This window comes from Sorangium sp. KYC3313, assembly GCF_052075895.1.
Lineage (GTDB): Bacteria > Myxococcota_A > Polyangia > Polyangiales > Polyangiaceae > Sorangium > Sorangium cellulosum_B.
The window spans coordinates 4,914,943-4,937,038 of sequence record NZ_CP197255.1; the positions used below are offsets into that span (position 1 = coordinate 4,914,943).

Consider the following 22,096-nt stretch of genomic DNA (forward strand, 5'->3'; position numbering starts at 1 on the left):
GATCAGGCGACGCGCTTCTCGAACCGCGTCAGCCAGGCGGCGATGCCGGCCTCGTCCCAGGGACCCAGAAAGGCGATGCCGGCAGGGTCGGACGCCCGGATCGGGCGGACCATCGCATCGGCTTCAACATAGGAGCGGGGGAAGCTCAGGCGGTTGACGTCGCCCGGCTCCGGGCGGTCCCCAGCGCGCAGCACCACCCCGCCGGCGCCCGCGGCGGCGACCCCGACCAGCCGCGACGAGGAAAGGGACCGGCCGCTTCGCCGCAACGCGTCCGTCAGGCGCGGTCCCAGGTACGTCAGCCAGTTGACCGTCCGGATCCGGTCCAGGAAAGCCTCCAGATTGCGGTGGTAGTAGCCGACGTCGAACCCGGGGAAGCGGCGGGCATGAGCATACAAGGCCTTCGAGGAGGCCTCCCAGCCCTGCACGTTCCAGGTCGAGTAGCCGAGGCCCGCGGTCGCCCAGCGGAACCGCAGGACGGCCGCGAGCTCGTGGACGCGGGCGGCGAAGTCCGCGAGCGCCACGCTCGTGGGGACCGTCAGCGCGACGACCCCGAGCGGGCGGAGGACGGTGCCCTCGTCCACCTCGGGGATCTCCGCCCAGAACGCGAACGACCAGGGGGAAGCGTCGACCTTCGTGCGCCCGCCCTTGAGCATCACGCCGTAGTCTTCGCGCCCGAGCTTGATGAGGTTGCTGGTCACGATCTGCGATTCGGCGTCGGCGGCCTGAGGAACCTCGAGATCCTCGCAGTAGGTGGACATGTACTCGAAGTCCACCGGTCGAAACGGGGCGATCTCGTCCGCGAAGGTGAGCCACGACCAGCGGAGCTCTGGGCCGATCCAGGCCCGCACGATCTCGCCGGCGCGCTCGAGCCTGCCGGCGTCCTCGTGTCCGAGCGGATCGAGGTGAAAGTGGACAGCGAGCGTGGCGAACGCGGCAGGCACGTCGCCGTCCAGCGCGAGGGGAGCGTCCGACGACACGATCACCGTTGTCTGCCTCCGGGCTGCATGGGCGGCGGGAATGTACCGACGATGGGCGCGGCGCGCACCCTAGACGATGTGCTTGGCGACCACGGTGACCCGCGCGAGCATCTCGTACTTCCGTGGCATGGGGACGGCCGCGCGCCAGGTGAGCTCGACGCGCCCGCGATCGGCGTCCACGAGGATCGTGTCGAGGTGCGTGCGGTGGGACGCCTCGCGGCCTGACGACGGCTGGCTCGTGAACCCGGGCTCGACGCGGGGCAGCTGGAAGCGCCAGACGCCGGCGGGGGTGGCGTTCGTGACCTCGATCGGGACGTCGCTGCGCAGCGGCGTCGCGGCCCACTGGTCGTGGGGGACGCACACGTTGAAGCGAGGGTCGAAGTCGTCCGGCAAGAGCGGCGCCTTGGTCTCCATCCACGCCGCGTCGTACGTGCCGGCGAACGACGCGCGGGGTTGCCAGTGCCGGTGGATCGCCCCGAGGCCCCAGGGCTCGTTGTCGTGTCCCCCGAGCGGCCTGTCGGGGCGCTCGATCTGCGCTGCAGGCTGCCCGATGAGGCTGCGCCAGTCTCGCACGGCGCCGCGGCCGACGGTGTTCCTGGGGTCGCCGTACGGGTGCTGGGGGTCGGAGAGGTCGAGCCCTCCCCACGCCAGCTCGTAGAGGATGGGGATCGGCTCGCGGAGGGGGCGCGCCGGTCCCGCCGCCAGGCCGCCGAGCGCGGCCGGCTGCCAGACGCGCAGCCCGTGCACGCGCGCGGCCTTGGCGATGGGTCCCACGCGCAGCGAGACGTCGACGCAGGTGACGCTGTCTCCGCCCCTGGGCGGGTGCGCGTGCCCGACGAAGACGACGTCGGTTCCGGGCTTGAAATCGAAGAGGTCCGAGGGCCGCAGGATGCTCCCCGCGCCCCCGGCTCCGCCGGCGTCGGCCCACTCGTCGACGAGCCGGGGCTCCGCGGTGTCGTCGTCGACGGGCTCGATCTTGCCCGCGGGGCTGACGGCGAAGACGAGCTTGAGGAGGACCACGAGGTGCTCGCGGCCCGCCTTGTCCTTGATGGGGACGGCGAAGTGCCGCCCCTCGGTCTCGTTCACGACCTCCAGCACGGGCTACACGGCGATCTCCGCCTCCGCGATCTTCGCGACGCGGTGGTGGAACCGGACCAGCATGTTGGAGAGGACCGCGCGGGAAGGCTCGCGCACGTGCAAGAACTCCTTGAAGCTGGCCCTGAACTCGGTCTTGGTGCGGCCGAACGTGGGGAAGCGCAGGTCGATCCGGTGGAGATCGACCTGCTCGCCGTCCTCGTCGACGTAGTCGTCGACGGCGTTCAGCCACGCGTAGCTCAGCACCTCGAGATCTTCGCGGAGCTTCGGCGTCAGGCCCTTCGCCAGGACGACGCGAAGCTCGGCGGTCTCGTCCGTGCGCCGCGCCTTCAGCGGGAAGGGGATCTCGGGCCAGGCGCCGCAGTGCGCCGTCGGGTCATCGAGCCACGCGCGGACGTGGCCCTCGTGGACCGAGAGCGGCGATGCGTCCGGCGCGAGGGACCCGAGGATGCTCATCGACTTGACCTTGCTACGAAAACCAACCCCGCGCAGGTTCTCGACCATGCTGCGGATGTACAGCGGCGACGCCGCCGCGACGCGCAGCCGGTACGAGAGGCTGGGACCGAGCGACTCGGGCGGATCCCAGGGGCCGCTTATGAGCTCGGCATCTCCCAGCCAGGGAGCGAACTCCGCCCCGCCGGCCGCCCCGAAGGTGATCGTGTCGATGAGCGACGCGACGATCTGCGGTGCGCGTTCCTTGCCCGCCTTGCGCGCCAGCTTCACGTCGATGGACAGCTCCTGGGGCTCGGCGCTGGCGCGGTAGCGCACGACGAGATCCGTCTTCACAAAATCGAGGGCATCCAGAAGAGGCATGGGTGGTCTTCAGTCTCCCGGGCAGCCGCCGCCGGGGCCATTGGTGCAGTTGGCGTTGCACGCCGCGCAGCTCAGCACGATCGGTTGCTTGGGGCTCGAGATGGTCTGGTAGTCCGCTGCCTGGGACGGCTTCCGGAAGTAGTCGGCGGGGCCCTTGATCTCCACGACCTGGCCGTTGAGCATCGCGTCCGGGAAGCGCGGGTAGAAGCGGCGGTTCCCGATGCCCTTGTACGCCGCGTAGGCCGCGTCTCGGGCCGCGTCCCAGCCCCGGGTGCTGCTGAACGCCGCCTCCATCGCGGAGGCGATGATACGTGCCGGGCCCGGCGGACCCTTCGCGAGGTCGGCCGTGGTGCCGACGAGCTGCCCCGCCCTGCCTGCCCACCGCATCAGGAAGGGCACCTCGCGCTGCATCTGCTTCGCGAGCTTGGGATCGATCTTCCGGAGGTGCTTGAAGAACTTGTTGTTGAACTTGCCGCGCTTGCCCTTCGGCTTCTTGCAGTACTCCGTCACCGCCTTGCGGAACGCGCGGCACATCGGCGTCTTGACGCCCGACGTCGAGAGCCCGCCGCCCCCGTTCATCAGCTTGGCCGCGGCCTGGGGCGTCATGACGCTAGATATTGCTGTTCGTCTGGTCGAGCGTGCGGGCGACCCCGCCGCCCTCGGCCTCGACGTCGTTCGAGGCCATCACGATCTCGCACATGCCCATGATCTTGTTGCTCATGACCCCGAGCGCGACGCCCGGCTGGTCGCCGTTCGACACGGCGCTCTTGCCCTTCTTCGTCCACATCGGCGTGGCCATCACGAGCGTCTTCGTCGTGTAGCCGGGGCCCATGGTCGTGGAGAGCGCGACGTTCGGGTACGGCATCGGCACCGGCCCCCCGGGCGTCGGTGTCTTGCAGACGTCCGTCGGCCCCGTGGAGACGGACGTGTGTCCGCTCGCCACGCTGGCGACGAGCTTGTTCTGGTTGAGAAGGGGCATGCGCTGAAATCGAGTGTACCCGGGCGCAGCACGGCTACTAGAGGGAAGCGCCGCTCCACGCCGCGCCGCTCGGGGACGCTTCACCGTGGCTGCGCCAGCGCTGTTCCCGCTGATAGGATGCGCTGGCCATGGCCGCCGCCTCGCCCACCGCCCGGCACCCGCCGCTGCCGGTCTCCGACGTCGTCGTCGTGGGCGTGGGGGCGCGCGCGCCGAACGGGCTCACGGCCCTGCAGGTGACGATGAGCGTGCGCGCGCTGAAGACGGACCCGCGCGCGTCTCACCTCATCGATAAGCACGGCGAGCCGATGGGCCTGTGCCGGCTGCCCTCCATCGGCGATAGCGTGATGGGCATTGACCGCTTCGTGGCGCTCGGCGGGCCGGCGCTCACGCAGGCGGCGTTCGGGTGGCTGGCCGCGCAGCGCAGGAATGGGCGGGCCGCGCGCCCGTTGCCCGTCCTCGTGGCGCTGCCGAGCCGGCGCCGCCCCGGGCTCGACGCGCGTCTTGAGCCGCACCTCCTGCTCGGCCTCGAGGCGCGCTCGCAGGTCCCGATCGACCACGCGCGCTCGGGCCTCGTCTTCGGCTGCCGCGGCGGGGGCGTCGAGGCCTTCCGGCTGGCGATCGAGCGCCTCCGCGCGGGCGAGCACGAGGCGGTGGCCGTGGGCGGCGTGGACAGCTGGTTCGATCCCGACGCGCTCGAATGGCTCGATCGAGAGCTCCGGCTGCACTCGATGCAGACCGAGAACGGATTCATCCCGGGCGAGGGCGCGGGGTTCGCGCTGCTCACCGCCCGGCGACGCGCGGCGTCGCTGCCCCCCCTGGCCCAGATCCTCGGCGCCGGCGTGGCGTCCGAGCCGCGACCGTACGGCTCGGACGAGCCCTGCCTCGGGCAAGGGATCACCGAGGCCGTGAAGCGCGCGGTCGCCCCCGTGGGCGCCGCCGCGCGCCGGATTCCATGGGTGATGACGGACGTCGTGAACGAGCGGCACCGCATCGACGAATGGACCTACGCCGTGGCGCGCGCCCACGAGGCGTTCACGACCGACGTGATCCACGATCAGCCGCTGCTGAAGACCGGCGACCTCGGCGCGGCGAGCGCCGCGGTGCTCCTCGCGATCGCCGCGACGCGCTGGCAGACCGGCTGCGCCGCCGCCGACTGCGTCCTCATCGGCGCCCACGCCGAGGGCCCCGAGCGCGGCGCGCTCCTCGCGAGCCTCGATCCGGTCCGATGAGCTCCTCGAGCGCGCCCCCGCCCCCCACGCCCGGGAAGAACGCGGCCGTGCTGGCCCAGCGGTCCATCGAGGACGCGCTCGCCCTCGTGCCCGAGATCCCGTTCCAGATGGACCGCGCCGGCGTCGGCGACCGGCTGCGCCGGGCCGTGCAGTGCGCCTACGCGGTGCTCGACAGCGACGTGCTCGCGCCGGTCCACCACGACGGGCTGACCGAGGCGGCGGCGCTCGTGCGCGAGGCGCGCGCGCTGCTCGTGCAGGCCGGCGATCGCCGCGAGGCGGCGGCGCTCGACCGGGCGATCGGCGGGCTCGACCTGGCGGCGTCGGCGCTCGCGATGGGCGCGACCGCCGTCGCGCAGATCCAGCTCGCGCGCCGGAGCGAGCTCTCGGGCGGCGGCCCCCGGTCGAGCGAGCCGCCGCGCGAGCGGCCCTTCCGCGCGAGCCAGGGCACGCCGTCGCTGCACGCGTTCGCGCGGCGCCCGCTCGTCCCGGAGCTCCCGCTCGACCCGGTCGTCCCGCTGCGCGAGGCGCAGCCGCCGCCACGCAGGCTGAAGCAGCCCGCGACGCTCGACGCGCTGAAGGCGTTCGCCGCGGCGGCCGCGACGGGCGAGCTCGAGAAGAAGCTCGGCGAGGACGGCGACGGCGCGGCCTCCGGCGCGGCCTCCGGCGCGGCCTCCGGCGCGGACCGGGCGCCGGAGGCCGCGCCGGAGGCCGCGCCGGAGGCCGCCGCCGAGGAGCCGCCGCGCTTCGTCCACGAGCCCGCGGTCGAGGAGGCGGAGATGCTCCGGCGCCTCGGGCGCGACTGCCTTGACGACATCGCCATCCACCGTGACCTGCGCAGGCCGAACGCCATCGAGACGTGGCTGGATCAGGAGCCGTTCGAGCAGCGCCTGCTCGACAACCTCGACTGCTTCGCCAGCGTCGGTGCCGCGGCGCTGCCGCTCGTGTCGCTCTACTTCGCGGAGGCGAAGGCGCCGGATCCGGGGCGCGCGTTCGCCGTCGCGCTGGCGCTCGGCGCGATCGAGGGCCGCGACACGGTCGACGCGGCGGTGGCCACGCTGAAGCACAGCGCGCCGGAGACGTACCCGGGGTGGATCGAGGGCCTCTGGCTCGCGCCGAACCCCGAGATCGACGCGGCCATGGTCGAGCTCGCGGCCGGCCCGCGCGCGCCGCTCGCCGCCCTGGCGCTCGATGTGCTCGCGCTCCGGCAGGCGGTGCCGTTCGAGCTGGCGTCGCGGCTCGCGTGGTCGGAGCGGCCCGAGCTCGCGGAGCGCGCGGTCCGCGCGCTCGCGGCGGCGGGCCCGCGCGACGAGGCGATCGCGGTGATCGAGGGCGTGCTGGCGCGCACGGCCAGCGACGCCGTGTTCCTCGCCGGCGCCGAGGCGGCGATGCGGCGGGGGCACGGCCCGGCGCGCGCGCTCCTGCGCGCGACGCTGGCGGATCGGGCGAGCCCGGCGCGCGCCGCGGGCGCGGCGTGGCTCCTGTGCCTCGGCGGGAGCGCGGGCGACCTCGGGCCGCTGCTCTCCCTCGCCGGCGCGGCGCCGAGCGCGCGGCTCGCGCGCGGCCTCGGGCGCTTCGGGCACGTCGAGGCGCTCGGCTTCCTGGTGAGCCTGCTCGGCTCCGGCGACGAGCCGCTCGTGGAGGCGGCGGCCGAGGCGCTCGAGCGGATCACGGGCGCGGGCCTGCGCGAGACGGTCGAGGAGCCGTGGGAGGTGGAGCTGCCCCCCGAGGTCGAGGCGGCGTCCCTGGGAGAGGCGCTGCCGATCCCCGTGCGCACGGTCGAGAAGATCGTCGCCGACCCCGCGCGCTGGGAGGCCTACCTGCGGCGGAGCGCGCGCCGGCTCGATCCGGAGGTGCGCCTGCGCGGCGGGAGGCCGTTCGCGGTGATGTCGATCGTCGACGAGCTCGAGGCGAGGTCGACGCCGCCGCCGCGCCGCCACGAGGCCGCGCTCGAGCTCTGGATCGCGACGGGGATGGGCTCCGCGTTCTCGCCCGACGACTGGGTCGCGCGGCAGCGCGCCCACCTGGCGGAGCTCCGCGAGCGCGTGAGCGACGAGGGCTTCCCTGCGGGCAGGTGGGCGTTCGGGCTGACGCGCAGCCGCCCGGCCCCGCCCCCTCCCGCGAACGTGCCGAGAGCGTCGTTCGCCTCGACGATCGCGGTCTCCAGGCCGGCGGAGCTGGCGGGCGCGCTCCCGTTCGCCCCGCCGCCGGGCACGGCGCCGCCGCCCGCGCCGCCGGCCGCGTGGCCGACAGGCGACAGGGCGCTGCCGTTCGTCCCGCCGCTGCCTGTGCCGCCTGCGCTCTCCCCGCTCGCGCCGCCTTCATCGCGGGCGCCGTTTCCTTCGGCGCACGCCGCCCCGCCTCCCGTGGCGCCGGCGGAAGGGGCGCCCTCGCCGGGGCCTGCGTCGGTGTCCCGCGCTGGCTCCTCGGTTCCTCCTGCCGGCGCTCCTGCCGGCGACGTGCCGTCCTTCGCCACGACGCAGATCAGGGTCCTGCGGCCGATGGAGGAAGCGCCTGCGCCGCCGCTGTCGGGCGGCGCGCCGCACGTGCCGCGCGACGTCCTGCCGTTCAAGAGAGCCGTTGCCGCGGAACCGGCGCCCGCGGGCGCGGACGCGAGGCAGTCCCTCGGCGGGCTGCCGTTCAAGCCGGCGGCGCCCGCAGGAGCCGAGAGCGCGGATGCGCGGCAGTCCCTCGGCGGGTTGCCCTTCAGGGCCCCGGCGGACGCTGGCGCAGCGGCCGCTGCGCCGGCCCTCACGCTGGAGCAGCACGCGTGGATCTCGGCCCGGCGCCTCGTCGAGCCGGCGAGGGCCGCCGAGATCCTCGCGGCGCAAGGCATCGCGGGCGAGGACGCCTGGCTCGCGGCCGACCGCGCGTGGCAGCAGCGTCTGCGCTCCGACCGGCCGCTCTATGAGCGCTGGCTCCAGCTGATGGCCTATTACCGGGGGCCGGGGCCCCGGTGACGTTCTGCGCCTGTCTCGGAGTTCGAACGACCCCAGGGCCGAGGCGCCAAGTACGCCGGCCGGCCCCGTGAGCGCGGGTTGGTCTCCTCCGCGCTCGGCTACGCCCTCAACCAAGAGCAGCCCCTGCGGCGTTTCCTCGACGACGGTCGCCTCCGCCTGGAGAACAATGCCAGCGAGCGAGCGCTGCGATCCATCGCTGTGGCGAGAAAGTCCTGGCTATTCTTCGGCAGCGAAGAGCACGCCTCTGCCGCCGCCAACCTCTTCTCGCTCGTGGCAAGCTGCAAGCTCCACGGTCTCGACCCCGAGGTCTACCTGGCCGACGTCATCCGCGTGATGCCCTACTGGCCGCGGGACCGCTACCTCGAGCTCGCCTCCAGGTACTGGGCGCGCACCCGCACCCGGCTCGTCGCCGACGAAGCTGAAAGTCGCCCTCGGGCCGATCACCATCCCGCCCCCATTTCCCGCGGAAGAGCAGCGCACGACGAGCTGACCGACCCGGTTCCATTGCCCCCATCTTGCACCAGCCGACCGCGGTTGGGGCCGCCGGCGCTTCATGCAGCGGTCACGACTTACGAAGCGCCTGCACCGGCAGCACAAGCCTGGTCATTGGGCGGCTCGTCGGGGCGACCATCGCGTTGGCTTCCGCCTTTCACGAACGAGCCGCATGCCTCAAGCAGCCGAGCTGTCGAAGGCGCGCGTACGTACACGGCCCGCTGGACTCCGCCCCGCGCTCGCGGTAACCGGCTGCTCATGAAGCGCTCCTGGAAGGTCCCCAAGGGCCCGCCTGTGCAACTCACCAACGACGAGCGCGCGCTCGCCGAGGATATCCGCCAGCGGCTCACAACAATCCTGACAAGTCTTCGGCAATATGCAGAGATCGACCCCAAAGACATCGACGCGATGGGGGCACAGGCTCATAAGCTGCACATGTCCTTGAAGGGACACGGCCATGAGCCTCAGCATCATAAGTACATGCTGAAGAACCGTGGCGTTCCGCCGACGGATCCCGAGTTCTACAAACATGTTCATCCTGTGGAGGACTTGCTGGGATTTCTGGCGAATCAAAATGCGAACGACAACCCTGTAGACCTGACGATTGGCCAGCCGTTCGAGTTTCCCGTCTACTCGAGGCGCTGGGGGCACGCCGATCCCTATAAGGTGACGCGGACCTCGTCCGGATGGACCTTCCATCATATGCAGGACGTTCCCACCGGTCGCGACGCACGCGTTGGTGGTAAGAGTGGTACAGGTCTCTTTCACCTTTTGGACCACGACTCGATCAACTACCCCGAGGCGCTGCCCGGCTATTTTGAGTGGCTCTGGGAGCAGGCAGCTGATAGGGGTCTCGATGCCGCTGAGGTACAACGCGCGCTCAGCGACCTCGCTAACTGGGTTTCTCTTTGCGAGAAGAACTCCCCCGGAGGCGTGTTCGAGTCGTTCAAATGATGTCTCCTGAGCCGACTACGGCTAGCGATGCGACCGTGGAGACCGGAGTCGCCGCACCTCCGGATCAAGTGTCTCAGCCCAGCATGCGCCCTGGGACCGTGACATTTATCGACGTCCTCGGATGGAAGGGGATCTGGCTCCGACGCACTGGTCCAGAGGTTGTTCGACATCTTAAAAAACTCGTAGACACCGCTGAGATGATGGTGCGCGGTGCGGATGAGACAAAGGTGTTGAGTATCTCTGATACGATTGTGCTGCTCACTATTGGCGAGCCTAAGATCGGGCTTCAACTCCATGGCGACGTCACGGCCCAGATGATTTGTGACTCGATCTCTTACGGTCTCCCTCTACGTGGCGCCACGGCGTGCGGCCAATTCTTCGTGGAGCCTCCCTCGATACTGGTCGGACCCGCTGTGGACGAGGCTGCCAGCTGGCACGAGGCCACCGACTGGATCGGCGTCATTCAGACGCCGTCCGCATTTCTTGCCTACGACGGGATTGGACCGTGGCGTGAAGAGCACGCCCCCGTAAAGGGCGGAGGAGTGAGGCCGTTCAAAATTCCTTGTGTTGATTGGCCCAGAGTCTGGCGCAAGCAGGGTCGCACGCGGCAAGAACTTCAGCGATACTTCTCGGCTATGGGGCCGTTCGATACATCCGTCGCCACGAAGTATACGAATACCCTGCTGTTTTACGGCGACGATCTTCAAACGCTAGTGCCTTCAGGAGCATAGGCCGCCCAACCAGGGCTTGCAGGCCGACGGTGACTCGCGATTCGCGCGCGTCACCGTCGGCCTGCAAGCCCAAGCTGTTCGGCTCGCGCCCGCCACGGGCGACTGCGCGCCTCGTGAGCCTAGCGCGGCGGCCGCACAAGGAGGCCGTCGCGGCGCGGCGCGTGGATCGCCTGCCGCCTGCCGTCGCGCGGAGTCGCGAGCCCTCGCGCAGCGGCGCGCCGCTTCCACCGAGTGCGCTCGCGGCGCGCGCCCTCGGCGCAGGCGCGGTCTCCCTGCCGCTCCCGCCCGCGTCGCGCCCAGGCCGAACACCCGCGCCGCAGCCCCTCGCAGGCGCTTCCGAAGCGGCCAGCGCGCGAGAACCTGGCGCGGCTCGCCGGCTTCGTGCGGTGCCTCGCGCGGGGCGCGGAGTAGGTCAACCTGGTCGTCCCGGAGGGGAGCCCGGCCCTGGCGGAGCGCGACCGGCTGAGCCAGGCGCTCCTGCCGGCATGACAGATGGGTTGCGGCGGGTCCGCAGCGCTAGCGCGCCGCGTCCTCGATCCGGCGCGGCTTCAGACCGGCGCGCCTGTCGGCTCGAGCGGCGCAGGCTCGGGCGGCGCCGGCTCGTCCGGCGCGGCGGCGCTGCCGCGGCGCTTCGGGCGGAGCCGCCGCAGGGCGTTGCGGAACGAGGTGGCGCTGAAGCGGCGCTTGACCTCGGGCATGTCCCAGCAGGCGTTGATGCCGGCGGCGCGCGCCTCGTTCCCGAGCAGCGTGGCATACGTCACTATGGAGTTGCGGAGCACCATCGCCTCTTCCCGGTTGCGCAACCCGAGGATGCCGAGCAGGTCGCGGCCGCTCACCTCGTCGAGCAGCGTGCTGCCTTCGCGCAGGAAGTCTTCGGTGAGGCCGACGGGCGCAAGGCGGGCCTGGTGCTGCTGGGCGAGCCGGAGCAGCATGGCGAGATCGCTTGTCTCCTCGGTGAGCGTGCCGCTCGTGTTGACGTCGGCGAACTGCTCGGCGACGTCCGGCTCGAACGCGAACGCCTGGTCGGCGAACGCCTTGAGACGCGCGCGCCAGGGCCGGCTCGCCTTGATCACCTGGTCGATGGGCCGCACCTGATACGCGCCGGTGCGCTTGCCCTCGCCGAACCAGATGTTCGCCGTGTCGAGGAGCTGGATCGCGCCCGGGGGCCGCCATCTTCCTGGCGCTACTCAACGAGATCCAGCGCCGGCACGGTGAAGGCCCGGCCCGTCGCCACATCGACCGGGTCGCCGGCCGTCGTCTGCCCGCCGCGCCCGTGCGCGGGGTTCGGGCAGCCGCCGCCCGAGCCCTGGCCCGACGCGCCCGCGCCCCGCCCGCCCTCGCTCGCGCTGTCGCCCCCGTTGCCGCCCTTGCCGGCGCCGCCCTTGCCGCCGCCGGGGCCGCCGCCCGTGATGAAGACGCCGGGGTTCATGCCAGGGATGGCAGGGATGTTGGGGACCGGAGCCGTGCGCGCCATGGCAGCATGCTCGCGGCGCGAAACACGCGGCGTCAACGTGGCTGTGGTGGTGCGCGTGAGGCTGTCGTGACGCGCCGGCCGTCCGTGGAACGTCCGTGGCGGCACGATGACGAGGTTGCAGCGCGTGTGCCTTGTGGGCGGAAGTACAAGCATGGTATTGGCGGCCACGTTTCCCGCGCTGGGTGCCGCCGGCGCGACGGTGAGGTTCCGTCGGATTGGGCGAGGCGAACCGTGGCCACTTCTCTCTTGCGAACGTGTTCATCGCACGCAGCGGCGATCGCCGTGGTCCTCGCGTCCTTCCACCTGCGCGCCGCCGAGCCGCCGCCGAGGTCGAAGGAGCTGGACGCGCTGTACAAGCAGGCCGAGGCCGCAATGAAGCGCCTCGACATGGGGGAGGCGCGGCGCCTCTGGGCACGCATCCACCACCTCGATCCTTCGATCATGGCGCTCTGCCAGCTCGGGGTGGTGGATACCCGTCTCAGTCGCTGGGACATGGCCGCGGAGGAGCTCTCGGAGTGCGCCGCGCGGATGCCGCCGCCGAAGAACGCCCTCGAGCGCCGCCGCTGGGAGGTCCGGCACGCCGACCTCGCGCGGGTGCTCCAGGAAGTGGGCGTGCTCGACATCTTCACGGCTCCCGGGGTCGCTCCGGAGCGGATCCTCGTGGATGGCCGCAAGATCGAACGCGCCGATCGGGTCTACGTGCTGCCAGGCCGGCACGAGATCGTCGCCATGGCGCACGACGGACGCCTCGCCCGTGTGAGCGTGACGGTGAAGGCCGCCGAGTCCCAGGGCGTGCCGATCGTGTTCGAGCCGATCGAGAGCCGGCCCGCGGGGCCCGCCGGTGCCGTGGGGGGCCCGCTCGCGCCGACGCGGGAGGCCTTGGCAGGACCGGCCCCGCCCGGCGTGAAGCCGTGGGTCGTCGCCGGCGGCGCCACTGCCGCGGTGGGGCTGCTCGTGACGGGCATTGGGCTCCACGTCGCGGCCAACAGCGCGGAGACCGAGCGGCTGGCGGCGTTGTGCGATTCAACGTCGGCAGACCGCGCTGCTCAGGCACCGGCTTCGGTCGAAGGCGTGAGCACCCTGAGCCACCTGGGAACGGCTTCGCTCACGGCCGGCGCGCTGCTGGGCGTCGCTACGCTGGTCTATGTCGTCGTCGCAGACGACACCCAAGTGCGGCCGCGACCCGGCGGCGCGGAGGTCAAGGTCACATGGTGACGGGGCGCGATCCGCGGCACAGGACAGGCCACCGAGCTCGCTGCGCGGTGCCTCTGCACGGCCCCGTGCTGGCGCTGATGCTGTCGCCTCCGCTGGACAAGGTCGACAGGAGCCGCGATCGTCTACGTTCTGGCTGGAGGTTCTAGAGATGCGACTTGCCGCATTGTTCGCTCTTGCATCGCCCGTGCTGCTCGCCTGTGACGTGCCGGAGCTCTCCGACGAACCGCATGCAGGCTGCCCGGCGGTCTGGCTCTGGGAAGGACCGCAAGACGACGCGCCGGCATGTCCCGAAGAGCGCGAGACGTTGTGGGAGGGATGGAAGGGGGCGATCGTGCCGCAGGCGTGTGGCGCGTGCGAATGCGGTCCTGCCGCGTGCGTGCTCCCGTCCTCGGTGACGACACACGCGTCCGTGTGCCCTGGGATCGAGGATTCGACGACCCTCGATGCCGGCGCGGGGTGGGACGGCACCTGCACGCCGGCCGGCGCGCCGAGCCCGGGGGAGGCGTTTGCCTCGGTGACCTTCGAGGCGCCGGCGCTGGGCGCGTGCACGCCCTCCCCGGCGCCCGAGCCGCTGCCGGTTGTCGCGACGTTCGCGAAGGCCTGCGCCGGCTACATCGGTCAGCCGCCCGAGGGCTATGACCTCTGCATCCGGACGAAGACGGATGGCTCGTGCTGGGACGGCTACCCGGAGAAGCGCGAGTTCACCGAGGAGCTCATCGATCACCGCTCGTGCTCTGCCTGCGAATGTGGTCCGCCGGAAGGAGGGAAGTGCAGCGCCGATGTCTTCCTGTACGGGGACGCCGCGTGCAGCGAGGAGATCGTGGCCTCGGAAGGCATCGGTCATGCAGAGGCGCGGTGCAGCGACGTCACCTCGCCGTCGGCGGTGGTCGCCATGCGCGCCGAGCTGACGGAGGCGGAGCCCGGCTCCTGCACGCCGAGCGTGTCCAGGGTCACCGGCACGGTGGAGAAGGGCGAGATGCACATCGTGTGCTGTGCGCCGCGCCGCTCGCCGACCAACCAGACCCTGGCGTATACCTGTCCACGGTTCTAGTCCCGGATATGCCATGCACAAGACCGTCCTTGCCCTCGGGGTTGCGTCACTGACTGCATCGCCCGGATGCGGTTCCAACGATTCGGACATCGCGGGAAAGGCGATCGTCACGATCAAGAACGAAACGCTCACGCTGGACACGGGCAACAATGGAACGCGTGTCGTGAATGAGGATGATGACTGGGGAACGTTCTGCGGAATGGAGAACGGAGCGCAAGCAGTATTCTTGATGGAGCCGAGTGGAGAGGTCAGATTCCCGTGGATATGGGTGTCAGCCATACCAGATGCCATCAATGTCTCCGCTCGGATCGACGGCAATGACTACAACGCCGTCTGCCATGTAACGCACACGATCACGTCGGAGGAGCCTTACGAGGCCGATTTCTCCGTGGAGCCGTGCGGGCTGAAGCGCGTCTTCGACGACGCGCCCGCGCGCCTGGAATCGGCTTTCTTCCATGTGGCGTCGTGTGAAGAGGACGGCTCGGGGGGATGAACGGCCCGCGTGCCTGCGCCCGGCGCGAAGGCTCCGCGCGGGGCGCCTGCCGCACCTCGGCACGTCCTGATGAATCGGCGCGACGAACTGCTCGCCGCTGGAGGCGACCGCTGTCTGCAGCGGCTTGAAGCGGTACGCCGATGGATGTCGCGCGCTTGCGCCACCGCGTCCGTGCCCGCACCATGGCGGCGCCGGATGCCGTCCTGCGACGCCTCGCACCCGCGATGCGGCTTGGCAGCGTTGTTTGGGCGGTGAGAGGGGTTGCGGCGGCTCCGCAGCGCTAGCCCGCCGCATCCTCGATCGGGCGCGGCGTCAGACCGGCGCGTCTGTCGGCTCGCCCGGCGCAGGCTCGGGCGGCGTCGGCTCGTCCGGCGCGGCGGCGCTGCCGCGGCGCTTCGGGCGGAGCCGCCGCAGGGCGTTGCGGAACGAGGTGGCGCTGAAGCGGCGCTTGACCTCGGGCATGTCCCAGCAGGCGTTGACGCCGGCGGCGCGCGCCTCGTTCCCGAGCAGCGTGGCATAGGTCACGATGGAGTTGCGGAGCACCATCGCCTCTTCCCGGTTGCGCAACCCGAGGATGCCGAGCAGGTCGCGCCCGCTCACCTCGTCGAGCAGGGCGCTGCCTTCGCGCAGGAAATCCTCGGTGAGGCCGACGAGCGAAAGACGGGCCTGGTGCTGCTGGGCGAGCCGGAGCAGCATGGCGAGATCGCTTGTCTCCTCGGTGAGCGTGCCGCTCGTGTTCACGTCGGCGAACTGCTCGGCGACGTCCGGCTCGAACGCGAACGCCTGGTCGGCGAACGCCTTGAGGCGCGCGCGCCACGGCCGGCTCGCCTTGATCACCTGGTCGATGGGCCGCACCTGATAGGCGCCGGTGCGCTTGCCCTCGCCGAACCAGAGGTTCGCCGTGTCGAGGAGCTGGATGGCGCCGCGGAGCAGCGCGCGACGCTCGGGGCCATAGGCCTTGCTCGCGAGCTGCGCCTGATGCTGGACGACGGCCAGATAGAGGTCCCGGAGCTCCGTGAGGGTGGTCGAGACGGGTTGGCTCGGCTCCATGACCTCGCGGACGATGCGGTCCATCTCGGGGCGCGCGGTGTCGAGGAGGGCCTGGAAATCCGCGGGGGTACCGACCGCGCGGGTCTCCTTCAGGACTGCGTGTTGTTCTTGTGAGAGTTCGATTCCCATAACCTACCTCCAGTGGGGGTGGCGAGCGGGCGAGCGTAACACTGCGGTTGAGCCCGGGGCGGTCCGGACAGGCTCGGCCGTCCGGAGAGCACGTTGTCGACGCCGGGGAGCTGCTCCGGCGCGCCAGGGGCGCGTCCCAGCAGGCCGGGGCGCGAATCCAGCAGACCGTGGAGCGCGGCCAGCGGGCCGAGCGCGCGTCCAGCGCCGCCGAGACGCCCGGGAATCGTGCCAGCAGATCCGGGGAGCCGTACCAGCAGATCCGGGAATCGTGCCAGCAGATCCGGGGAGCCGTACCAGCAGATCCGGGGAGCCGTACCAGCAGCTCCGAGGAGGCGCACCGGCAGGTCCGAGGAGCCGTACCAGCAGGTCCGAGGAAGCGTACCAGCAGCTCCGAGGAGCCGTACCAGCAGGTCCGAGGAGGCGCACCAGCAGGTCCGGGGAGCCGTACCAGCGGGTGCTGGCACGCGTCCCGGGGTCGCTGGGGAGCCGCCGGCAGGTGTTGGCACGGTGCCGGGCCACGCGGCGCGAACAGGGTAGAGCGCGCTTCGCCTCCGGCTCGGAGGTGGGGAAGAGGACGCCCCCCACGGGCGGGGCGATTCCCACCCCCGAGCCTCCGGAGTGAGATCATGCGACGCCTGCTCTACAGCCCGATCCTCGCGCTTGTGCTGCTGCTGGGGGGCCCATCGCCTGCCGCGGCGGAGCCGCCGCTCCCGCGGCGCCCCCCCGCCAGGAGCCCTGCATGGCGTCGAGCGGATAGCGCGGCCGCGGAACAGCGGCCGTGGAGGTCGAGGTGCGCGTCGGCGAGATCGACGAGGCCATGGGCTCATGACAGCGAAATGTCGATCTCCGGGAACCCGACACAATCCATTTCGAGCCGCGAGAGACGGCCACCTGCTTCAACTTTGGATAGCATCGTCGGGATCAAGTAGAGCGCGCCATACAACGCCTGAAATGCATCGACGCCGGCTCCATGGGACTTGTGTCTGTCTCCCGCCCCAGCGACTTCAACGTCAGCTTCCCAGCACAGGGCTGCTGGCCTGTACTCGGGCGCCCAGAGTCGCACATGGATGTTTTCTTGGCTCCCGTTCGGTAGTGTTAGCGTGAGGGTGCGTTCAGCGATCGGGTCCGGCATGACCCCCAGCTAGCGACGGTGCCGTGCGGCGTCCAGGTCAGGGGGAGCGACGCGTCCCCCCTGGCCCGAGCACGGCGCGCTGCCGGCAAGGGATCGAGGCGAGCTGGGCGGCGCCTTCTCTGCGGCAACGCGGGCGCGGAGGTCGAGGTGGGCGTCGGCGATCTCGGCGCGGGCACCGTTCACATGGTCGGGCTCGCCCCCGAGGGCGGAGCGGCCGGCGTCGGCGGCACGGGCGCGCCGCGCGTGCCGTCATTTCCCTCATCGGCGAGCTCGCCGCCATCGAGGTGGACGCCGGCGCGCGGGGCCGCCGTCTATGTCCAGCTGGCGATCCCATCGGCTTGATAGCGCGAAGCATGCTGTAGGCCAGCTGGAACACTACTTATTGTGGCCAGCGGTTCGCCCTTGGCCGGCCGCGTTCGCGCGTCAGCGCGCCGGAGTCATGGCTCAGTGAGTTTGATCTCTGGGAACCCGAGCCACTCCGCATCGAGCCACGAGAGCCGGCCATCTTCCTTGTAGTGGTCGAGCATCACCGGGATTAAAAAGAGCGCGCTGTACAGCGCCTGGAAAGCATCGATGCCGGTTCCGTGGGTCTTATGGTTGTGCCCCGCTCCAGCGACTTCCACATCCGCGACCCAGCTCCGAAGAGATGGACTGTACTCGGGTGCCCACACTCGAGTTCGGATGCTTTCTTGCGTCCCGCTCGGAAGTGTCAGCTCGATGGTACGTTCCGCGATCACGTCCGGCATACCCCACCAGCTGGCGCCCTCTTCAGCGATGTCAAGCGCCCTAGCTCAACAGGAGCTCAGGTACTTGCTCTGCCCGTTCTGACGCGCCTGTTCGCAGATGCTCTTCATGAGGAACGGCGAGCGCTCTTCACAGTAAAGCTCCCATCGCGTCGAAAGCGCGAAGCATGCCGTAGGGCAACTGGAACGGCACTTCTTGTAGCCCGCGGCTCGTCCTTCGTTGCTCTCCGAATGGCAGTGACCTGCCTGTGGACGTGTTAAATAGATATCTACCGCTGCGCCGCACATGAGAGTCCAGATGTTGACGCCGTCGTCTACCGCGTTGTAACACCTTTCTTCTGCTGTGATCGACTCTTCAGACTCCAGGGCCTCCTCGTTCAATGCGGTCTATGATTCTGGCGTTGGGTCAACCGTGCATGAAGGGGCGGAGCAGAGAATGAAAGCTGTTGTGATGGCGGTGGTGATTGTTCGCGTGCCGCGTCCATTGCGATCGGCGTGCCGGGCTCATGTGTGCTTCCCTGAGGCGTGTCGCACCTCTTCCGAACTAGAAACCAAAGATTTTAGGACATGAACAGGTCACGTCGGGAACCGTCCTCTCGGTTCTCACAGCGGCTCCCACCAGCCTCTTTCCACGTCGACCGCCCTTCCTCTATCTGCTCCTCTGCGTAGGTGACGACGTGCGATGTCCTGGAGGGAGCTGTGGGCCGAGCTGGAGCAGTTCCGCGGCCGAGGCGTCGAGAGGTGCGTCGGCGAGCTCGGGTCCGTCGCTGGCGTCGAGGCGTGCGCCGGGTCCGTCACCGGCGGGCGGAAGTCGGCCCGCTCAGCGCTGGCGTCTGCGCGGCGTACATGGCGCCCGTGCAGGTAAGGCAGCCGCGGCGTCGAGGTCACCTCGCGGTGAACAGCCCCGCCTCCGCCGCCTCCCCCACCGCGCCATCACCCCGAGCAGCGCCGCGCCCAGCGCCGCGCCCGCGCCGCGAGCGCCGGACGCGCTCCGCGGCTCGGCGCCCGCGGCCTCGCACGCGCAGCCTCCGCCCAGCTGGAGGATGAGCGGGGCCTGCTGCGGGCCTTCGCACAGGTCCACCGTGAGCGGCCGCGGCGCCGTCCGCGCGACCCCTTGCCCGAGCGGCGTGTCGAGGTTGCCCGTGTTCTGGTTGTCGTGATGGAGGCTCTCCCAGGCGATGAGCGCGCCCGTCGTCGCCTCGGTGTGCCAGGCGAAGAGCCAGCCGTCGCGCGTGCCCACGGCGATCTCCAGCGTGCCGTCGCCGTCGAGGTCGCCCACGGCGGGCGTCGTGGTGATCGACTGGCCGGTGAACTTCGGGAACCCGCGCGGCTCCCGGCCGCACCCGTCGAAGGCGTGAAGGAAGTAGCCGCTCGATCCGCTCAGCACCTCGGGGTAGCCGTCGCCGTTCAGATCGACGACCGCCTGGCTGCCCGAGATCGCGTAGTCCTCGAGCACGAACGGGGCGCGAGGCAGCATCGCGCCCGACCTGCCGCTCCAGATGGCGAGCAGGTGAGGCCCCGGCTGCGTCGCCCCCTGCGCGCCCGCGAGGGCGAGCGCGGCCGCGCTCGAGGCGCCCGCCGCGATGACGTCGGGGGTGCCGTCCTGATCGATGTCGCCGAGCGCAGGTTGCGACAGCAGCGGGATCATCGTCCGTGCGCCGGCGGCGGGCGAGAGGGGACCGAACGTCGGGTCGAGCCCGGCGGGCGAGCCGCCGCTCGCCCGCGGCAGCGCGCCCGCCGGCGTCGCCAGGAGCTCGCGCTGCTCGCCGGGTGAGGCCGGGAGGACGAGCGGCGGCGCGCCGTTGCCCTGGACGACGCCCGCCAGCGCGCCGTCGAACCGCCCGACGACGCCCGAGGCCGTGATCCCCTCCGCGGCGAGCGGGTCGAACGGGAGCGACGGCACCGTGATGGGCCACCCCGCGAGCACGGGCCCGGAGGGCGCGGTCGTGCCTCGCCCATCGATCATGTAGACCGCCCCGGCCTCGCCGTCCTCGCCGAGCCGCTCGCTCGACGCGACCAGCAGATCCGGCAGCGCGTCGCCGTTGAAGTCGGCCACGGCGGGCGTCGCGAGGAGGCGGCTCCGCGCCGGCTCCTCGGCGAGCGGACCCGCGTAGTGCACCTCGACGGGAAAGCCGCGCAGCGCGTTGCCATCCCTGTCGAACGCGTGGACCGTGCCGTCGAACGCCGCCTGGATCACGTCGAGCCGCCCGTCGCCGTCGAGATCCGCGAGGACCGGCGAGGCGAAGGCCCCGCGCGCGATCCGCGCGGCGGCCGACATGCACGGCGCGCTCGCCGGAGTCCCGGGATCGAGGGGGCAAGAGGGGATCTCGGGGAGGCGTACCGGCCACCCCCGTCGGACGATGCCGTTCGCGCCGACGACGTAGATCGTGCCCGGCCAGGTGGAGATCGCGATCTCCTGCCTGCCGTCGCCGTCGAGGTCCGCGATGGCGGGCGCGCTCAGGATCGGCTCGCGGCCGAGCTCGCTGTTCACCTTGCTGTACGCGGGGGCGCCCAGGTAATCGGGCGTGGCCGGGGACGCCGGCTGATCGAGCAGGCCGTCGGTGGCGCCGGTCATGAACGGGAACCCCGGCAGCGGCTGCGGCCCCTTGGGCGTCACCTTCAGCACGTGCAGCGCGCCGCCGGCCGTCGGGTAGACGAGCTCGCGGACGCCGTCGCCGTCGATGTCGGCCATCTTCGGGCTGCCTTCGCCGCTGTCGCCGACGTGGAAGGGGAAGCCCTGGACCAGCGTCGGATCGCTGCCGACGTGGATCGTGCGCCGCGCCTCGCTCTCCACGTTGCCGGTGGCGTAGTGGGCCCTCGCGCGGACGCGCACCGTGATCGCGCGATCGTCCTCGCCGTGGGGGCTGTCGGGGTCGCGGAGGTGAGACGTGTCGATCGTGCGCACGTCGAGGGAGGCGATCGGGCCCTCGGCGCCGGTGACGACCGTCGGCGCGACGTTCGTCTCCTTGTGGATCACCTTGAAATCCGCCGCGAGCGGCTGCGCGCCTGCCGCCCACTCGACCCAGTAGTCGTAGGCCATCGCCCGCTTCGCCGAGATGGTGCCCTCGATCGGCACCGGGCCCTGGACCTGATCCTTGTAGACGACCTCGAACCACCGCGGCGACGTGATGTCGACGGCGGGCGGCACGCGCCCCTCCAGGAGCGCCTTCACGGCGCGGTTCGCGTTGACGCGGCCGTGGCCGAACCGCTGCTCGAACCCCGCCTGCGAGAAGCGGTACAGCGACCCGGGCTCCTGCGACTCCGGCACGGCGATGTCGTCGGCGGTCGCGACGAGCAGGCCCTGCACCTCCCCCGGGGACAGGGACACGCCGCGGTCGAGGGCGACGGCGTAGAGCAGCCCCGCGACGCCGGCGAGCTCGGCGGTCGCGTCGCTGGCGCAGCCGGGGCTCGACACGGCGAGCACGTTGTTGCCGCCGAAGCTCGAGCACGGCGACGCGTCGATGAACGTGGTCGACGTCGCGACGCTCTGGCCGTCGTAGCGGACGGCGCTCACGGGCAGCGCGTGGTTGCTCGTCGCGGGCACGCTGTGGTGGCGCGAGCCCGCGTTGCCCATCGACGCGACGACGAGCGTCCCCTGGGCGTGGGCGTAGTCGAGCGCCGCCTGAACGAAGCCGGTGTTGTCGACCGCGGTCACCGGGCACTGCACGACGTTGGCCCGGCTGTCGGCCGCGTAGAGGAGCGCCTTCGCGAGGTCCTGCGCGTCGGCGACGTGGCTCTCGCCGACGCGCAGCGGGATGAACCTGCACTGCGGGCACACGCCCGCCCCGCCCAGCTGGTTGTTCGTCTGCGCGGCCGACGTCTTCGCGCCCTCGGTGCCGTGGCCGTTGCGGGCGTCGTCGAACGGATCGTTGTCGTTCTTGAAGAAGTCCCAGCCCGCGATGTCGTCGACGTAGCCGTTCTGATCGTCGTCGATCCCGTCCGAGAAGTTGAGGATGAGGTCGCCGGCGTCGAGCTGGCCGTTCCCGTTCCGATCGCCCTGCGGCCGCCCCTCCGACGCCGCGGGCGTGAGCTCCGGCGTGTCCCTGTAGTCCGCGACGGAGAGGACCCCATCGCCGTTGCAGTCGAAGCCCGCGAGCGCGCCGTCGCCGCCGCACGCCGCGCCGTCCGCGTGCCGTGGCTTGTGGGCCGCGAGCTCGCCCTGGTTGAGCCACACCTTCTCCAGGAGATCCCCCTCTCCCCAGAAGATCCCGGAGTCGGCGACGGCGATCCTGACGCGCGGGTCCCCCTGGGTGAAGCGCCAGGCGAGATCGATCGCCATGCCGGCGGCGGACTCCTCCGGCCGGACGTACCCGCTCGGGGCCGGGATGAACGAATAGAAGCCCCACTGTCCGCTCTGCGTGACCGACGTGCCGTAGTCCGGGTCGTTCGGCCAGTGCTCGGGCTCGGCCATGTCCGCTGCGCTGGCCGACTCGGGCGGGGGCCAGCCGCCGGACGCGTCGGATGAAACGAGCGCGCCCGCCGCGGCGCCGCCGAGCGCCCCCAGAAGAGCAAGCGAGGGAAAGCAAGTGCAGCGCATGCCGAGACCCTACCATCGGTTCGCGCGCGCGAGGCAACCGCCGCC

At 71.3% G+C, this 22,096-nt stretch carries 19 protein-coding genes; 8 read left to right on the forward strand and 11 right to left on the reverse strand.

The window, feature by feature from the left end:
• Nucleotides 1-2: 2 nt before the first annotated feature.
• From ACSRUE_RS19250 to ACSRUE_RS19270, 5 genes are all read right to left on the reverse strand, one after another.
• On the reverse strand, nucleotides 3-983 hold the full coding sequence (locus ACSRUE_RS19250) for a type VI immunity family protein (RefSeq protein WP_441292252.1): 981 nt from the start codon (nucleotides 981-983) through the stop codon (nucleotides 3-5).
• A 63-nt stretch (nucleotides 984-1,046) separates the two neighbouring features.
• On the reverse strand, nucleotides 1,047-2,075 hold the full coding sequence (locus ACSRUE_RS19255) for a DUF2169 family type VI secretion system accessory protein (protein ID WP_441292253.1): 1,029 nt from the start codon (nucleotides 2,073-2,075) through the stop codon (nucleotides 1,047-1,049).
• A 3-nt stretch (nucleotides 2,076-2,078) separates the two neighbouring features.
• Nucleotides 2,079-2,885, reverse strand: a complete 807-nt coding sequence (locus tag ACSRUE_RS19260; protein WP_441292254.1) for a hypothetical protein — start codon at nucleotides 2,883-2,885, stop codon at nucleotides 2,079-2,081.
• Nucleotides 2,886-2,894: 9 nt separating this feature from the next.
• Nucleotides 2,895-3,491, reverse strand: coding sequence for a hypothetical protein (locus ACSRUE_RS19265; protein WP_437765660.1), 597 nt, complete (start codon nucleotides 3,489-3,491; stop codon nucleotides 2,895-2,897).
• A gap of 4 nt (nucleotides 3,492-3,495) precedes the next feature.
• A complete protein-coding gene (locus tag ACSRUE_RS19270) occupies nucleotides 3,496-3,864 on the reverse strand; it encodes a DUF4150 domain-containing protein (RefSeq protein ID WP_437765661.1) in 369 nt (122 codons plus the stop codon).
• A 128-nt stretch (nucleotides 3,865-3,992) separates the two neighbouring features.
• On the opposite strand from ACSRUE_RS19270, the gene ACSRUE_RS19275 reads away from it, so the two are divergent.
• From ACSRUE_RS19275 to ACSRUE_RS19290, 4 genes are all read left to right on the forward strand, one after another.
• Nucleotides 3,993-5,093, forward strand: a complete 1,101-nt coding sequence (locus ACSRUE_RS19275) for a beta-ketoacyl synthase N-terminal-like domain-containing protein (protein ID WP_441292255.1) — start codon at nucleotides 3,993-3,995, stop codon at nucleotides 5,091-5,093.
• Complete coding sequence (locus tag ACSRUE_RS19280) at nucleotides 5,090-8,050, forward strand: hypothetical protein (protein WP_441292256.1); 2,961 nt, start codon at nucleotides 5,090-5,092, stop codon at nucleotides 8,048-8,050. Before ACSRUE_RS19275 ends, ACSRUE_RS19280 begins: the two co-directional genes overlap by 4 nt.
• A gap of 78 nt (nucleotides 8,051-8,128) precedes the next feature.
• Complete coding sequence (locus ACSRUE_RS19285; protein WP_441292257.1) at nucleotides 8,129-9,496, forward strand: IS66 family transposase; 1,368 nt, start codon at nucleotides 8,129-8,131, stop codon at nucleotides 9,494-9,496.
• A 98-nt stretch (nucleotides 9,497-9,594) separates the two neighbouring features.
• The gene (locus ACSRUE_RS19290; protein WP_441292258.1) at nucleotides 9,595-10,227 is read left to right on the forward strand and encodes a hypothetical protein; all 633 of its coding nucleotides are present in this window, start codon (nucleotides 9,595-9,597) and stop codon (nucleotides 10,225-10,227) included.
• 548 nt (nucleotides 10,228-10,775) lie between these two features.
• On the opposite strand, the gene ACSRUE_RS19295 is transcribed toward ACSRUE_RS19290, so the two are convergent.
• Both ACSRUE_RS19295 and ACSRUE_RS19300 read right to left on the reverse strand, forming a co-directional pair.
• The gene (locus ACSRUE_RS19295; protein WP_441292259.1) at nucleotides 10,776-11,318 is read right to left on the reverse strand and encodes a hypothetical protein; all 543 of its coding nucleotides are present in this window, start codon (nucleotides 11,316-11,318) and stop codon (nucleotides 10,776-10,778) included.
• Between the two features lie 92 nt (nucleotides 11,319-11,410).
• The gene (locus ACSRUE_RS19300) at nucleotides 11,411-11,701 is read right to left on the reverse strand and encodes a hypothetical protein (RefSeq protein WP_441292260.1); all 291 of its coding nucleotides are present in this window, start codon (nucleotides 11,699-11,701) and stop codon (nucleotides 11,411-11,413) included.
• A gap of 282 nt (nucleotides 11,702-11,983) precedes the next feature.
• Here ACSRUE_RS19300 and ACSRUE_RS19305 point away from each other — a divergent pair, with 282 nt between their 5' ends.
• From ACSRUE_RS19305 to ACSRUE_RS19315, 3 genes are all read left to right on the forward strand, one after another.
• Nucleotides 11,984-12,916, forward strand: a complete 933-nt coding sequence (locus ACSRUE_RS19305) for a hypothetical protein (RefSeq protein ID WP_441292261.1) — start codon at nucleotides 11,984-11,986, stop codon at nucleotides 12,914-12,916.
• Between the two features lie 148 nt (nucleotides 12,917-13,064).
• The gene (locus tag ACSRUE_RS19310) at nucleotides 13,065-13,967 is read left to right on the forward strand and encodes a hypothetical protein (protein ID WP_441292262.1); all 903 of its coding nucleotides are present in this window, start codon (nucleotides 13,065-13,067) and stop codon (nucleotides 13,965-13,967) included.
• Nucleotides 13,968-13,980: 13 nt separating this feature from the next.
• Nucleotides 13,981-14,460, forward strand: coding sequence for a hypothetical protein (locus ACSRUE_RS19315; RefSeq protein ID WP_441292263.1), 480 nt, complete (start codon nucleotides 13,981-13,983; stop codon nucleotides 14,458-14,460).
• Between the two features lie 312 nt (nucleotides 14,461-14,772).
• On the opposite strand, the gene ACSRUE_RS19320 is transcribed toward ACSRUE_RS19315, so the two are convergent.
• Together ACSRUE_RS19320 and ACSRUE_RS19325 are read right to left on the reverse strand one after the other, a co-directional pair.
• A complete protein-coding gene (locus tag ACSRUE_RS19320; RefSeq protein WP_441292264.1) occupies nucleotides 14,773-15,639 on the reverse strand; it encodes a hypothetical protein in 867 nt (288 codons plus the stop codon).
• An 823-nt stretch (nucleotides 15,640-16,462) separates the two neighbouring features.
• Nucleotides 16,463-16,771, reverse strand: coding sequence for a DUF6968 family protein (locus ACSRUE_RS19325; RefSeq protein ID WP_441292265.1), 309 nt, complete (start codon nucleotides 16,769-16,771; stop codon nucleotides 16,463-16,465).
• A 147-nt stretch (nucleotides 16,772-16,918) separates the two neighbouring features.
• On the opposite strand from ACSRUE_RS19325, the gene ACSRUE_RS19330 reads away from it, so the two are divergent.
• Nucleotides 16,919-17,113 (forward strand): hypothetical protein, encoded by a 195-nt coding sequence (locus ACSRUE_RS19330; RefSeq protein WP_441292266.1) that lies wholly within the window; start codon nucleotides 16,919-16,921, stop codon nucleotides 17,111-17,113.
• A gap of 95 nt (nucleotides 17,114-17,208) precedes the next feature.
• On the opposite strand, the gene ACSRUE_RS19335 is transcribed toward ACSRUE_RS19330, so the two are convergent.
• The gene (locus ACSRUE_RS19335; protein WP_437765670.1) at nucleotides 17,209-17,517 is read right to left on the reverse strand and encodes a DUF6968 family protein; all 309 of its coding nucleotides are present in this window, start codon (nucleotides 17,515-17,517) and stop codon (nucleotides 17,209-17,211) included.
• Between the two features lie 817 nt (nucleotides 17,518-18,334).
• Nucleotides 18,335-22,051: an FG-GAP-like repeat-containing protein gene (locus tag ACSRUE_RS19340; protein ID WP_441292267.1), complete on the reverse strand. Its 3,717-nt coding sequence runs from the start codon at nucleotides 22,049-22,051 to the stop codon at nucleotides 18,335-18,337.
• Between the last annotated feature and the right edge of the window lie 45 nt (nucleotides 22,052-22,096).